Raw genomic sequence first — 15,226 nt, forward strand, 5'->3', positions numbered from 1 at the left:
AATGTGCAGTATCACCTATTTTTATATAACACATACTAAAAATAGATGTCAATATGTAGGAAGGTATTTTATATGAAAGTGTTGCATGAAAAAAGCCGATTCATTCCTAGAGGCAAGAATCGACTTTAAAGTAATTGATTTTAAGGTAGTAAGATTTTTTGACCAGGTACGATTAGATGAGGATTGTTTCCAATCACATCTTTATTCATTTCGTAGATAGATTCCCATTTGGATCCATCCCCTAAATGAGTAGCAGCAATTTTCCATAAGTTATCACCTGATTGAACAACGTAAGTACCTTCTGTTGTAGATTCCTCTGTTACATCAGTAGTTGTTTCTTCATTATTTTCCTCTGTTCCTTCTTCAGTAGGTGTTTCTTCAGTAACTTCTCCAGTTGTATCTTCTGAAGTTTCACCATTCCCTAAAGCAATTGAAAATTTAGCAAAACCATTTTCCCCAGTTTCAATATACTTGAAGCTTTCATCTTCTACATATTTTTGAGCTTCTGGAGAAGTTTCAAACGTTACATTCACATTGGCATCAATTGGCGCAAATGTCCAGTTCATATCCGCAGATGGGTTAATCTTTTGTTTTTCTAAAATGTAGTTGATAATAATTTGGCGGTTTTCATCTGGAGATTCAATGATTACTTTCTCACCACTAATACCAGGGAAGTTTCCACCACCATTAGCACGATAGTTATTAGTAGCTACAATAAATTTCTGTTCTGCAGAAACAGGTTGACCTTCAAACTGTAAATTCACAATACGACTACTATCTGGATTAACAACATTTCCTTTATAATCATATTTTGCTGGTTTCGTAACATCAACTTCATAAGTCACACCATCAATAACATCAAAGTTGTAAGTAGGGAAAACTGTATTAATTAATGCTTGTTCTTCTTTAACGGATGTATCAATTTGATTAAATTGTCCTGCAGACATTTCCAACCATTGCTTTAAATCATCACCATTAATAAGAACAGCTTGTAATGTATTTGGATATAAATATAAATCGGCAACATTTTTAATTGCAATTTCACCAGTAGGTACATCTGTAAAGTAACTTACTCCTCCACGTCCACCAGCTTTAAATGGTGCGCCAGCGGATACAACTGGAATTCCGTCATATTCTGTACCTTGAATGAATTTTTCTACATACCATTTTTGTGCATTTGTAACAATTTGAATAGATGGATCATCTTGAACTAATGCAAAATAACTATTAATTGGAGCTGTAGTTTCCCCAACAGCACTTCTTACCCATTCAATTGTTGCATCATGGTCTTCTTTTACTGCTTCAACAATTTCAGCGTCTGCATCAACCAAAGATGTTTTTGTATCTTTATCATATATCTTTTGTACAGATGATTGTGATGAATTTACCACCCATTTACCATCTTTCTTTTCTAGTTCAAAATCAATAACGCCTAAGTGATCTCCCCAGAAACCAGGCATCACTGCGGATATACCATTAATGGTTCCAGCTTCTACATCTACTCCCTCAATATCTGCATAAGAAGCACTTGGGAAAACTTGATGAGAATGTCCGAATAAAATCGCATCAATTCCTTCTACTTTACTTAAATCAAATATTGCGTTTTCCTGTAACCCTTCCTTATTTGATACCCCTAAACCTGAATGTGGTATAGTGATGATGATATCCGCACCTTTTTCTTTCATTTCAGGTACAAACTTTTCAGCCGTTTCTACAATATCTTTGGCAATCACTTTGCCTTCTAAATTCTTCTTATCCCAGTTCATGATTTGAGGTGGAGTAAAACCAATCACTCCTACTTTTAAAGTATGAGTTTCTCCGTCTTCATCCACAACTTCACGATCTAAAATTAAGTATGGTGTAAAATAGTTTTCATCATTTGTTGGATCATCATCTTGATCATCAATGTACACGTTTGCATTTACGTATGGGAAATTTGATCCTGCTAAACTTTTTTCAAGGAAATCTAAACCATAATTAAATTCATGATTTCCGATATTTCCAGCATCATAATCTAATAAATTCATTGCTTTATATACTGGATGAGTTTCTCCAACTTCTAACTCATCGATTTTAGCTACATAGTCCCCTAATGGGTTTCCTTGAATAAGATCTCCATTATCAAATAATAAACTGTTTGTTGCTTCTTCTCTTGCTTTTTTAATTAATGAAGCCGTTTTCGCAAGTCCGAAACCATCAACTTCCAAGTCTTTATAGTAATCATAGTTTACTAGGTTTACGTGGATATCCGTAGTCTCCAAAACTCTAAGGTTTACGATATCTTTATTTTCCTCTGCATAAGATACAGTAGGTAGTACGGATGGAATGACTAGACCTAACGCTAATGCCGTATTAAGCACTAGTTTTTTCTTTGACTTTTTCATATTTAAAGATCCGCCTTTCAAAGTAAAAGTATGTATAACAACATAACAATCTTAATATAAATCAAATTAAATGTAAATTACACAATATGACGATATTCGACAAATTAAACCGTGAACAAGATACAAATTTTCTTATTTCTCATATACTCCATAACATAAATGATATGTAGCTTGAACTCCTTGAGCCGTGGCAAAATGCTTTGCATAGTATTTCTCCATATTTAAAATCAATCTGCGATTTATACCTATATCTGCTTGAGAAGAGTCATGTTTATTAGCATTTCCAGCCCCTACTCTTTTAACATGGTGCATGAATTCTCTAACACTTTCGTACTGTTCTGCTATCTTTTCTTCCACTATACAAATTTCATTCATTTGTTGTTTAAATACTTGCCGCCACTCATTCATGCTCATAAATTTCTGACCATGTTGTTGATGTGCCAAATTCAACTGTTTTTCAACCTCGTAAAAAGAAGTATGTAACTCATAAAACGTATCTGGACCAAAAGTAGTAAAAGCAAATACTCCGTTTGTATTTAAACTATTCATGTAAGCTTCAATGGTTTGTTCAGGAGTATTAAACCACTGAAAGGTAGCATTTGAAATAATTAAATCGTAGGTTTGTTCAAAGATATTATCGAAAGCTTCTGATGCTTTCTTCGTTCGGTCACGATTTAGAATACGCTCCGCATCCACTGCAAAGAAATCTATGTTTTTTTGCATCCCTCCAATTTTACGTTTGGTTTGTTGAATCATGGATTCAGACAAATCAAAAACAGTGTATTTTGCATTTGGATAGTGTTCAAGGAGTAGTTTCGTTAAGTTTCCTGTCCCACAGCCAATTTCTAATATTTTTGGGTATGGTTTTGATGTATTGTGCTGTATTAATTGTAGTAGCTTATTAGCCATCACTTTTTGAATTTTTGCATATAAATCATACTCAAACGCATGTCGACTGAAATTTTTGCGAACAAGTTCTTTGTTGATTGTCATGAAAAATAACTCCTTATTCTATGTAAATACGGATATGCAGACACTAAAACTATTTTATCATTTTAAATATTATACTCCCACCTCATTTAAGTAAAGTGGGAGTAATATGAATGTTAAAAAACGGACAAGGAATCTTTAGGTACTGCCGGCACTTGATATATTTTCTGAATGATTTCTTCTAATTGAGGTTCGTCCATATGTATATCATCAATTTCTCCCCAACCTTGAACAATTTGTAATACATCCATCGCTTTCATTTGCTGGCGGTTATATTGGATTGTAATGGTTAAATTTTTTCTTTCAACGATGAAGATCGAAGTATTGTGGTTCTTAGGAATTTGGAGTTCTCCTACAAAAGATATTTTCATGATTGTAGGCAATCCAATCTGGTTTCTCAACTGAGGGATCGTATTGTTATATACGATTTTCCCATCATTAATGACAATCACTTTTTCACATAACTGCTCGATATCATCCATATCATGAGTGGTTAACATTACTGTCTTATTCAATTCTTTGTTCAATGTTTTTAAAAGATCACGAATGTTCCTTTTTGCTACAACGTCCAAACCAATCGTAGGTTCATCAAAAAATAAAATTTCTGGATCATGGAGAAGTGAAGCCGCAATATCTGCTCTCATGCGTTGCCCTAATGAAAGCTTACGCACCGGGGTATGAATAAACTCATGTAACCCCAGCAGTTCAGTTAATTTGGATAATCTTCGCTCCGCTTCTTTTTTATCCACTTTATACATTACAGTTAGAATTTCAAAGGAATCTATGACAGGTAAATCCCACCATAGCTGTGTTCTCTGACCAAATACAACACCTAAATGACGAACGACCTTCCTTCTATCCTGATGTGGATTATATCCCATGATCCGTACATTCCCTTGTGTTGGATGAAGGATACCTGTTAACATTTTAATCGTTGTGGATTTCCCAGCTCCGTTTGGACCAATATAACCTACAAACTCTCCTTCTTTAATTGTAAAACTAATGTCTTTTACAGCTTCTTTCGTAACATACTCTCTTGAAAACAATGTCCGTACTCCTGAAAATCGTCCTTTTTTTACAATTGGAATTTTAAATTGTTTTTGAATATGTTGGACTTCAATCATCTTATCTCCTCCTTTTTAGCTACCCGTACTTTGATATCTAGAAAGCCCTATTTTCCAAAACCGCAAACTAACCCACAAACATATACAAGTGACTAATATTGTAGCTCCTATGATCCAAACACCTAGATCTTGTTTTAAAACATATAAAGCTGGTAAATAGTTAATAAAACCTAGAGGTAACAACGTTAGAAATATGTTTTTTAACCAATTAGGATATAACGATAATGGATACCTTACAGCATTCATAGCAGCATCTTCAGTCACATTTTGCAGCATCTCAATTCTAGTGATCCAAAATCCAAAAGTAGCCGTAACAAGTCCGATGGAAAATAATATTAGTGATCCTGCTACAATAATCAGTATGGTGATTGGAATCACCCACAAATCTACTTGTCCAATACTGAGAAAATGTTGAATACAGATCGTAACAATAAAAATCCCTTGTAAAAACTCTCCCATTAGAATGAAGAAATTTTGTGACATCAAACTAAGGAGTATCGGGATCGGGCGAATGAAAAAGGAATCCAGATCCCCACTCACAAGATATTTTTCTAAATGATGTACGTCTGAAGCAAATGTACGATAAACCGTTTTGGATAATAAAATGATAGAGTATAAATATCCTACTTCGTATAAACTCCACCCTTTAATAGAATCGAACTTCAATAATACAATCGCAATCATCATAAATTCAGACACATTGATGAATGTTGCCATTATAGAAGAAAAGATAAAATTAAATTTGTGTTGTAATCGACTTTTAATACTGGCTCTAATTAATAAAAGGTACATATGCATGCGCTCACCCTCCCTGTAATTCTAATTTTTTTCTCATGATAGAAGTTGCAACGAGACATAAAAGCGTAAAAAAGACACACCACACTACAGAGCCAAGCAGTATTGAGTAACTTTCATAACCTAAATAAATTCTAGTGATATGATATTGAATGTAAGGGTACGGTGAATAAATGCTTAATTGATATAATCCATTCGGCAACCACTCCAAAGGAATAAAAAATCCCGATAATAACATGCTAAAGGCATAGTTAACCCAATACAACCATTTGGATTCAGTTGTCCATAATGAAACAACACCAATTAAGTAGTTGATGCAAATACATATATATCCTGCTAAAATAAGGCCGATTGCTGTCCAGAGATAAGTAGAAAACTGATGAGGAACTTGAAGAGAAAGTAAAAAATAATAAATGAAATAAATCGGGAGAAACTTGTAAATGAATTGATAAATAATCTGCCCCCACTCTTTGCTCATTAAATGATAAAACAAATGAACAGGACGCATAAGGTCCAATGAAATCTGACCTGTACGAACAGATTGCTCCATTCCTAAACTATTTGTAATAAATATCGTTAACCACAAGCATGCTTGATTAAAAGCAATATAAGATACCATCCCCTTTACACCATATTCTCCTAAAGAGTTGCTTTCACCAATGCCAATCCAAATCGATACGTACACAAATCCAAAAATAATACTAGCGACATTATGTACGAGATGCGAGCTCCGATACTGTAAATTTCTCGCATAGTTCTTCTTTGCTAATATAGCAAATAACATGATACACCTCCGTCTTCAAAATGATTATGAACGGAAAATGCGCAGAGAATTATATAATACCAAAAACAACTTTAAGTTGGCAATAGAAAATTAGTTATTTTCACCTTCAAACCATAAATCTCTATAATTTACCCAACCGAGTGCATTTAATGAGACACCTTTCAAATTTGTATGATGTATTACATTTTGTTTACTATGATATAAAAATAAAACGAAATAATTATTAAATTTTCTATCATCTATTAAATGAATTGTATTGGGAATTTATTGTCCTCTTTATAGTTTGGGCCATAATGGCATACTTCATATTATTTATGTCTGCAAACATTTGGAGATTAGGAGTTGGATTGTTTTTATAGGGTTTATTTAGTATTATTGGATCTATATGTAAAAATTAGCGGGATTACAGGATCAATCTTTAAACTTGGCATGCCTTTTACTATATTTGATTGCAGTATGGTAGAATGTGTATCCAAATGGCTTGATAGTGTTAAGGATCGAAGAAAAATAATCCAGAATACCTTCTTCAAATTAACCAATCAAAACATAGAAAAATTCATAACAAAGGGGAATGAGGTATGAAAAAACTACTATTTCTATTAATTTTTCTGGTAATCCTCACAGGTTGTAATCAGTCAGAGGACTCTGTATTTGGGGAAAACTTCTTAGATAATGCGAAGAAGGGAATACTTGATGGTTGTGAAATTCAATTGTCAGAATCTATTACACAGGAAGTAATTATAGACGAGTTAGGAACTCAAGAGGATATATTTTATTGGGAAGGTGGAAAAGGTTTAAAGTATAATAAATGTGTTTATTTCTTCCCTGATGATGGATCAGAGCCTCCTCTCCACATAAGCAGTATTGAATATAACGAAGATCAGTTAAACATAACACTAGATGATGTAATTCGTGAATTTGGAAAACCTAATTATTCAAAAGAAAATGATTCAATCTGGTTAGTAATTTATGAATTTGATTTGTATTCATTAAAATTTGAGTCCATAGTACAAGAGCCAACAACCTATAGAATAAAACTTATGTATAATAAATAAAAATGTTTCAGATTGAATCAATCTCTCATCTAATTTATATTAATCAATTCTGATATAAACTAATCTATTATCTTTCAAATTTGATCATAATGAAATTTCAAAGTTATAATATAATCTATAGAGAGAAAAAACTTTAATTTAAGGAGTGATTGATTGTTATGGACATATCAGAAAATTGGAATGATGTAGATTTTTATTTTAGTAATAAACTTGGTTCGAGTGATCCAATCATGGATTCCATATTGAAAGCAAATACAGAAGCAGACTTACCTGCTATTGATGTCTCTGCAAATCAAGGGAAATTACTTTACCTGCTTGCCAAGCTAAAAGGAGTCAAAAACATATTAGAAATTGGAACCCTTGGTGGTTATAGTAGTGTTTGGCTTGGTCGAGCTTTACCAGAAGATGGGCACCTTACTACACTTGAATTTGATCCTAAACATGCAAAAGTGGCTAGAGAAAACATAAAAAAAGCAGGATTAGAAAATAAGATTGAAGTCATTGTAGGAGCAGCCCTTGATTCATTACAAGTTCTTGAAGAAAAAGCTGTCCCGAAATTTGACTTCATCTTTATTGATGCCGATAAACCTAACAATCCAAACTATGTAAAATGGGCATTAAAGCTGGCTAATCCTGGAGCGGTTATCATAGTGGATAATGTGGTACGTAGTGGAAAAATCATAGATAGTGAGAGTGAAGACTTAGGTGTACAAGGTACTCGTCAATTATTTGATTTACTATCAAAAGAATCTCGTATAGATTCAACAGCTATTCAAACTGTGGGATCAAAAGGGTATGATGGTTTTGTTTTAGGGATTGTAAAAGAATAGGAATTATATTATATTTCAAATATTAATAATGAGTTATATTACAAATAAAATTTTGAGCTTAAGACGATCCCATTTTTGTGTACTGAAAAAAATCTATAAAAGTTTGAGAATAAATTTTCTCAAGCTTTTTTGTTTGTTATTTACCTTCCAGTAACGTTAATGTTTATAATATAGTCAGAGCATATAAGTGAAGATAATCTATTGTACAAAAAATAAAATAGAAGTTATTAAGGATGAACAAAATGAAAATAAACGAAATAGCTAAGAAATTAAATATCTCCACACGAGCAATCCGTTTCTATGAAGAAAAAGGTCTCATCTCACCTGAAAAACAAAGCGAGAATTCGTATCGCATTTTTAATGAAACAGATATCTGGCGGTTACAAACAATTATTTCACTTAGAGAAATTGGAATTCCATTGGAAGAGATAAAAAAAGTGCTATTAAATATCGAACAAGAAGATAAAAAAGAAGTGGAATACTATTTAAATTTACAACGAGCAAGTATGTATTCTCGGTGGGTAGAATTAAAACAACAACTTGATACGATAGAACAAATGATAGATAAATTAAAAGTTAGAGAAACTTTAAATTTAGAAGATATTTTTGAACTTGCTAATGGTTCAAAAAGATTAAATGCAATTCGTAAACAATGGAGCGACCAATGGGGATTTGATAAACTAGCCCCTACTTTTGATCAACAGTTGTTAAATCTATTCCCTGAAATGATACAAATTGAAGATTATAAACTTTCATTAAATGCAGCAGTTGAATGCATCTCACCGAAAAAAGAAGAGATTGGATTAGATATAGGAGTTGGTACAGGTAACTTTGCAAGTAAATTCATCTTAAAAGGTGTTCAAATGAAGGGGATAGATCAGTCCAAGGAAATGTTAAAACAATGTGAAATAAAATATCCTGAAATTGAAACAAAACTCGGAAATTTTCTTGCTATCCCCTTTTCTAATGGTGAATTTAACTTTGTTATATCTAGTTTTACGTACAATCATCTTTTGGATGAACAGAAAGTGTTAGCCTTAGATGAAGTAAACCGTGTATTAAAACCTCAAGGGCGTATATGTATTATAGATTTTATGTATGAAAATAAAGTACCGCCGCGTAAAGATAAACAATATACAGATCGTTCTGAATTAATAAAACAATTAAATCACATGGGATTCATCACCATTTATCAGCAGATTAATGAGTATATTCATCTTGTATATGGGGTGAAAAAGTTATAATTTTATGATAATTCCAGATTGTAAAATCATTATTTAATAAACATTTTATTAATGTTATTTTTAAATATTTAACCACTTTATCAAATCTTTCACCATACTTAGTGTAATGACATGGTTTGTATTTTCATAAATAAATAAATCAACATCCTCTCTTTTTTTAATTTCAGTTAGATATAAATAATAATCTTTCTGCCCATCAATAGATACAGTAGTATCAGAATCTCCATGCATTAGTAATACTGGTGCAGAACAGTTTTCAAACTGTACAGGATCATACCTTTTTAATAGATTATATTCAACTGTAGATAATTCAGGTCGTTCCACTTGTTTTCTAAAAATCTGTTCTGATAAAACAAATGATCCTGAACCATTTATATTAACTAAACCACCTAACGATTGCCTAGTTGCAAAAATACCATTGGCAATAAAACCTCCCATAGAACTGCCGACAAGAATGATTTCGTGTTCAGGGATTCCTATCACTTGAATAAACTTATCCCACTCTTTAATCATTGTAATAATAGTTTTCCAAAAGTAGCTTTGTATTATTTCTTCATCAAAATGATTCTCCAAACAATTCCTTGTATCATGATAAATAATTTCTGGAAAAATTACTTGATAACCCTCATTTGCCAACACTTCTGCAACATCCATATTACTTTCAACCGTAGTTCCCCATCCATGATAGAAAATAATTGTTTTCTTTTTTTTCTTAGAGGAAGGTGATACTTCTATCCTATTGTACTTTAATTCCTTATTTATAATCTTTTTCATTTTGATATCTCTCCAATGAAATTATTCTCTCGGTTCCAATTTCAATTTTATTAAATGTTTACTCCCCCAACTTTCATTTTTACTAATCATTTTATATCCTTTCTATATAATCATTGATATAATGTTTGAATATAAATTAAAAGGAGAAAATAGAATGATTGAAATTGAATTTCTAAATCCGTTTGATCATTAACGCTATTATACCAGAGGTCCTCCATGATTAAAGTGTTACTTCACACCTTAATTTATAGGAGGAATAACAATTGAATAAACAACTAACCATCTTATTGATTGGAAGAATCTTTACTAATTTCGCAGATAGTTTTTATCTGGTTGCCACTGTGTGGTATGTAAAAAGCTTAACAGATTCTACCTTGCTTGTAGGAATAACAAGCGCCATTGGAATTCTACCAGTTACATTGCAATTTTTATATGGACCAATCATTGATAGATTTTCAAAACAAAGAATATTATATTTTTCAGTAATTGGACAAGCTATATTGGTTGGAATGATTTCAATTTTTTATTTTTTTGATGTATTATGGATACCACTGTTGCTCTTCCTCATGTATGTAGCACTTTCCTTTTCTGAGATAACCTATCCTACAGAAAGTGCTTTAATAGAGCGTTTAACTAAACGTGAAAATTTAACGAAAGTAAATTCTATTTTTGCTTTCTCATATCAATCGTTAGATATGATTTGTAATGCTATATCAGGACTCCTAATCACTTTTATTGGACTTGGTTTTATTTATCTTTCCAATAGTATGATGCTTTTTTTAACTGGACTAATATTTCTCTTTTATTTAAAGGTGCCTCGATCAGATAAAGAATCTGAACCTGTATCTAACGGTTTTTTCGAACAGTATAAAATAGATTTCATTGAAGGATATCGGATCGTACGTAAACAAAAAATACTTCTAAATATCCTTTTTGGGATTATTGGCATTAATTTTATGGCTACTATGGGCATTGCCATGTTACCCATTATATCTAACAATGCTGCTGAATATGGGTTTTGGTTAACAGCAATGTCAGTTGGTACTTTAGTTGGAACTACCTTATCTAGCAAGCTTGAAAATCTTCCTTTAAACAGATTAATGCCAACAATCTCTTTATTATCTGGAACTTCATGGATATTTGCCATCATTGTTAATGAACAGTTCCTTATTCCTTATATTTTGTTCGGTTTAGCTTGGACAGGTGTAGGTGTGTTAAGTGTTTTTGTTTATACTCTTATTCAAGTTAACTTACCAAAAGATTACATCGGTTCTGGGTTTGCTTTCTTAACGTCCTTATTAGGATCACTTAGTCCAATTGGATACTTATTAGGAGGGATATTAGGAGAACTAACTTCAGAGTATATTATATTATTGATTGCTGGTACAGGTTATTTACTTTTTACCGTGTACTTCTTATCCAATCCATTGCTTAATAAAATTAATCATGGTCTACTTGTACAACTTGAAAAGTCTCATTCCTGAATGAATAAATCCGTTAGATTAAATTCTAACGGATTTTTGTTTATATAATTAGAATATTTTAGCATATATACAAGTGTCCCTTAACCCATTTCCATCAGCTGATAACCCTTCATTTTTTAGAGTGCCTTCTAATATATATCCTAGTTTCTCTGGGATAGCACGACTCTTTAAATTTCTCGAATCACAGCAAATTTCTATTCTCCTTGCTTTTAACTCTTGGGATGCAAACTCTGTGATTCTTTGCACAGCTTCAGTCATATATCCTTTTCCACTATAACGGGTATCTACCCAATAACCTATTTCAAAGCTTGGTATGGACCAATTTATTCTATGCAATCCTGAGGAGGCAACAAATTGACCAGTTTCTTTTAAAAAGACAAGTAAACGTAAATCCTCTCTTTTTAAAAACTTAATATAGGATTCTCTAATATTTGTTTCTACTTCCTCTAGAGTCTGTTCTTTTTGAGCAAAGGGCATCCAAGGTTTAAGTTCATCAATTGAAGCATTTATTGAATGATAAACTACCCCTCCGTCTCCTGGTTTTGGCATGCGAATGAGTAATCTTTCTGTTGGAAACTCTGTTGGAAAATCGAGTAGTAATGGATTCATTAATTAATCCCTTCTTTCACATCAATAACTAGAATTGTATCTTAGTTTAACAAAAGTTTTTATTGTGTAAAGTAAAAAATAAATCCTTAAAAAATAATTGACTAAATTTAACATAAATGATAGATTTAAGAAAATACAATGATAGAGGTGTGTCTATGAACTTTTCTAAGATGTTTTATTTAAGTTTGATTGTGATTGTTTGTTTTGTAAGCCCTTTCATTTTTTTTGTAAGCCCTTACAATGTGTCTGCACAAGAGAGTCTATCATTATATAACAGTAACTCAAACAATAATTTAAATTTGATGGATCAATTGAGTGATCAAGCGCCAATATCTCAAAACCTACTTGCTGATGACTTCAGTGTTGAACGTGTAAATCATGATCCAATCATATTAGTCCATGGATTAGTAGGTTGGGGGCGTGATGAGTTTTTAGGTTTTAGATATTGGGGTGGCCTTGTTGATATTGAAGAAGATCTGAAAGACTATGGATACGAAACATATACTGCAGCTGTTGGACCGTTTTCTAGTAACTGGGATAGAGCCTGTGAGTTATACGCTCAAATAAAAGGTGGTACTGTTGATTATGGTGAGGCTCATTCAGCCCAGCACGGTCATGAGCAGTACGGAAGAACATTTACAGGTTTTCTACCAGAATGGGGAGAAATCAATCCTGATACAGGCATACAGAACAAAGTCCATTTAGTAGGACATAGTTTAGGTGGACAAACCATCCGTGTTTTAATACAACTTTTAGAAGAAGGTGACATGCAAGAGCGAGAGTTAACCGATCCAGATCAATTATCTCCACTATTTAATAATGGACAAACTTCTTGGATAAATAGCGTATTAACGATCTCTTCCCCTCATGACGGAACAACAACCACAAGATTTATTGATGGATTTTTTCCAATGACAAAAGATTTCATTGCCTTAGCAGCTAGTCTATCAGGAAAAAAAGACAATATTTTTTATGATTTTAAGCTCGATCAATGGGGATTAAAGAGAGCTCCTGGAGAATCTTGGGAAAGTTATGCTGAACGAGTGTACAACAGCTCCATTTGGGATGATACAAAAGATACTGCGGAATGGGATGTTAGTCCAGAGGGTGCAAGTGAATTAAATAGCTGGGTTTTAGCTCAACCTGATACGTATTATTTTTCAGTATCATCTGAGCAGACTTATCCTTCAATTTGGACAGGATACCATAAACCTGAATTATTTATGAATCCAATATTTTATTTAACTGGTGGTTTTCTTGGAAAATATACAGAAAGTGGAGAATTTGATATTGATAGCGACTGGTGGAAGAATGACGGTGTTGTTAATACAAATTCCATGGATGGTCCTACGTTAGATTCCTCAGACGAAATTATAAACTATAATGGGGTACCTGAAAAGGGTAAATGGAATTATTTGGGTGAATTCACTTCAACAGACCATATAGATGTTATTGGAATTGGTTTTTATGAAGTTCGTGATTGGTATCGTTCTATAGCAGACTTACTTGGTTCATTAAAATAGCAATTTAGAAACATTGTTAGATAACATATGTGATAAAAATATAAAATAATTAATATATTTAGTGATAAACGCACAAAAGTACAAAAGGGGAAAATATCCTTTTGTACTTTTGTATTTAACAGCATGATTTTAATTAGATAAATTAGTGTATCAATAGAGTCCTTCCTTTTACAACTTATTGTATAAAAAGGACTGCTTATTTTCTTCCCCAGTAATCATATCCTTGATAATAAATTGGTTGTTTTTTACTTCTTCTTCACCAATAATGATGACATTACGAACTTTTTCCTTATTAGCTTTATCTAAAGCTTTACCTATCTTTTTGTTTCCCACTTCAAACTCCACTCTACTTCCCTGATTTCTTAAACTTGTTGCCACTAATAGTGACTCTTTTTGAGTATTGATCGGTATCACATAATAATCAATTTCTGAACTTTCTTGACGACTTTCTTTTGATAGATTCATCGCAATATATATCGTATCTAACCCAAATGAAATGCCAACCGTGGAAAACTCTTCTTTTGTTCCAATGAACCCACCAATTGCATTGTCGTACCTTCCTCCACTTCCTATACTGGATTTCATTGTTTTATCCGAAAGGAATATTTCATAAATTGTACCTGTGTAAATTTCTAATCCTCTAGCTAAAAAGGGATTAAATGTACAATTGCTTTCTATTTCTAAATATTCCAAGTAGGTTGTTAACTCTTTCAATTCTTCTAATCCTTCTTGAACCTGTTTATTACTTGAATAATTTTCAAAGTATCCAAAGCTTGTATTATTTTCATTTGTTAAAAACTGTGTAACTAAATTTATCGTACTTGCTCGTAAATTCTTTTCCCCTAGCTCTTTAGAAACAGCATCCAAACCAACTTTTTCTAGTTTATCAAGGATTAACACCACTTCATTCAATTGATCTGTAGGTGTTCCAAATACCTCTAACATCCCAGTTAGCAATTTACGATTGTTATATTGAATGGTTACATTTAATCCTAGTTTACTAAATGCATCTAATGCCATAATCATTAATTCTGCTTCTGCAATCTGTGATGAGACACCTACAATGTCTACATCACATTGTGTAAATTCACGAAATCTCCCAGCTTTAATAGGACCATCTCGAAATACTTTACCAATCTCATATCTTTTAAAAGGCATTTTTAGACTTGGATTCATTGCAACAACTTTAGCAAAGGGTATTGTCAGATCATATCGTAATGCTAATTCCCTCTCCCCTCTATCTGATAAAGTATACATTTCTTCTAATATTTCTGCACCTCCTCCATATTTTGAAGCAAGTAACTCTGTATAATTGATAATGGGTGTTTCTATGGGTTTACAACCATACTGAATGAAAACATCTTCTAATGTCCTTTTGATATCTCTTCTAATCACTTCAGCTTCTGGTAAAAAATCTTGTGTTCCTTTAACATTTTGATAATTCATTTTTTTCATTTTGTTATCCTCCAATTTTTTTGATATAAAAAAAACCGCCTTAGATTAAAATTGAATTTTTAATCCATGCGGTTTATTGAGAAATAGCTTTCCTATTTGCGATTATTTAAAAATCGAATAGCAAAGCTAGTTTATATGATGATGTTGTTGTGAAAGTTCCTTAAGCTTTTTATTC

The 15,226-nt window shown here is 32.3% G+C and carries 14 protein-coding genes; 6 read left to right on the forward strand and 8 right to left on the reverse strand.

Going from position 1 to position 15,226, the window contains the following annotated elements:
- Positions 1 to 140: 140 nt before the first annotated feature.
- The 5 genes from EPK97_RS09660 to EPK97_RS09680 form a co-directional block, all read right to left on the reverse strand.
- Positions 141 to 2,384: a bifunctional 2',3'-cyclic-nucleotide 2'-phosphodiesterase/3'-nucleotidase gene (locus tag EPK97_RS09660; protein ID WP_162036426.1), complete on the reverse strand. Its 2,244-nt coding sequence runs from the start codon at positions 2,382 to 2,384 to the stop codon at positions 141 to 143.
- 132 nt (positions 2,385 to 2,516) lie between these two features.
- Positions 2,517 to 3,377 (reverse strand): malonyl-ACP O-methyltransferase BioC, encoded by an 861-nt coding sequence (gene bioC, locus EPK97_RS09665; RefSeq protein ID WP_162036427.1) that lies wholly within the window; start codon positions 3,375 to 3,377, stop codon positions 2,517 to 2,519.
- 113 nt (positions 3,378 to 3,490) lie between these two features.
- On the reverse strand, positions 3,491 to 4,498 hold the full coding sequence (locus tag EPK97_RS09670) for an ABC transporter ATP-binding protein (RefSeq protein ID WP_162036428.1): 1,008 nt from the start codon (positions 4,496 to 4,498) through the stop codon (positions 3,491 to 3,493).
- Between the two features lie 15 nt (positions 4,499 to 4,513).
- Complete coding sequence (locus tag EPK97_RS09675; RefSeq protein ID WP_162036429.1) at positions 4,514 to 5,296, reverse strand: ABC transporter permease; 783 nt, start codon at positions 5,294 to 5,296, stop codon at positions 4,514 to 4,516.
- Positions 5,297 to 5,300: 4 nt separating this feature from the next.
- Positions 5,301 to 6,077: an ABC transporter permease gene (locus EPK97_RS09680; protein WP_162036430.1), complete on the reverse strand. Its 777-nt coding sequence runs from the start codon at positions 6,075 to 6,077 to the stop codon at positions 5,301 to 5,303.
- A gap of 342 nt (positions 6,078 to 6,419) precedes the next feature.
- On the opposite strand from EPK97_RS09680, the gene EPK97_RS09685 reads away from it, so the two are divergent.
- The 4 genes from EPK97_RS09685 (at position 6,420) to EPK97_RS09700 (ending at position 9,206) form a co-directional block, all read left to right on the forward strand.
- Entirely contained in the window at positions 6,420 to 6,659 is a 240-nt protein-coding gene (locus EPK97_RS09685) for a hypothetical protein (RefSeq protein WP_162036431.1), read from the forward strand.
- Entirely contained in the window at positions 6,656 to 7,132 is a 477-nt protein-coding gene (locus tag EPK97_RS09690) for a DUF4309 domain-containing protein (protein WP_162036722.1), read from the forward strand. Before EPK97_RS09685 ends, EPK97_RS09690 begins: the two co-directional genes overlap by 4 nt.
- 158 nt (positions 7,133 to 7,290) lie before the next feature.
- A complete protein-coding gene (locus EPK97_RS09695; RefSeq protein ID WP_162036432.1) occupies positions 7,291 to 7,962 on the forward strand; it encodes an O-methyltransferase in 672 nt (223 codons plus the stop codon).
- Positions 7,963 to 8,204: 242 nt separating this feature from the next.
- Complete coding sequence (locus tag EPK97_RS09700; protein ID WP_162036433.1) at positions 8,205 to 9,206, forward strand: MerR family transcriptional regulator; 1,002 nt, start codon at positions 8,205 to 8,207, stop codon at positions 9,204 to 9,206.
- A 60-nt stretch (positions 9,207 to 9,266) separates the two neighbouring features.
- On the opposite strand, the gene EPK97_RS09705 is transcribed toward EPK97_RS09700, so the two are convergent.
- A complete protein-coding gene (locus tag EPK97_RS09705) occupies positions 9,267 to 9,980 on the reverse strand; it encodes an alpha/beta hydrolase family protein (RefSeq protein ID WP_162036434.1) in 714 nt (237 codons plus the stop codon).
- Between the two features lie 263 nt (positions 9,981 to 10,243).
- Here EPK97_RS09705 and EPK97_RS09710 point away from each other — a divergent pair, with 263 nt between their 5' ends.
- On the forward strand, positions 10,244 to 11,464 hold the full coding sequence (locus EPK97_RS09710; protein ID WP_162036435.1) for an MFS transporter: 1,221 nt from the start codon (positions 10,244 to 10,246) through the stop codon (positions 11,462 to 11,464).
- A gap of 48 nt (positions 11,465 to 11,512) precedes the next feature.
- Here the strand turns inward: EPK97_RS09710 and EPK97_RS09715 are convergent, their stop codons facing one another.
- Positions 11,513 to 12,073 (reverse strand): GNAT family N-acetyltransferase, encoded by a 561-nt coding sequence (locus tag EPK97_RS09715; RefSeq protein WP_162036436.1) that lies wholly within the window; start codon positions 12,071 to 12,073, stop codon positions 11,513 to 11,515.
- 155 nt (positions 12,074 to 12,228) lie between these two features.
- Here EPK97_RS09715 and EPK97_RS09720 point away from each other — a divergent pair, with 155 nt between their 5' ends.
- Positions 12,229 to 13,596, forward strand: a complete 1,368-nt coding sequence (locus EPK97_RS09720; RefSeq protein WP_240903765.1) for an esterase/lipase family protein — start codon at positions 12,229 to 12,231, stop codon at positions 13,594 to 13,596.
- Positions 13,597 to 13,764: 168 nt separating this feature from the next.
- Here EPK97_RS09720 and EPK97_RS09725 read toward each other — a convergent pair whose 3' ends face one another.
- Positions 13,765 to 15,051, reverse strand: a complete 1,287-nt coding sequence (locus EPK97_RS09725; protein WP_162036437.1) for a histidine--tRNA ligase — start codon at positions 15,049 to 15,051, stop codon at positions 13,765 to 13,767.
- Between the last annotated feature and the right edge of the window lie 175 nt (positions 15,052 to 15,226).

The organism is Chengkuizengella sediminis (assembly GCF_010078385.1).
Taxonomy (GTDB): Bacteria; Bacillota; Bacilli; order Paenibacillales; family KCTC-33759; genus Chengkuizengella; species Chengkuizengella sediminis.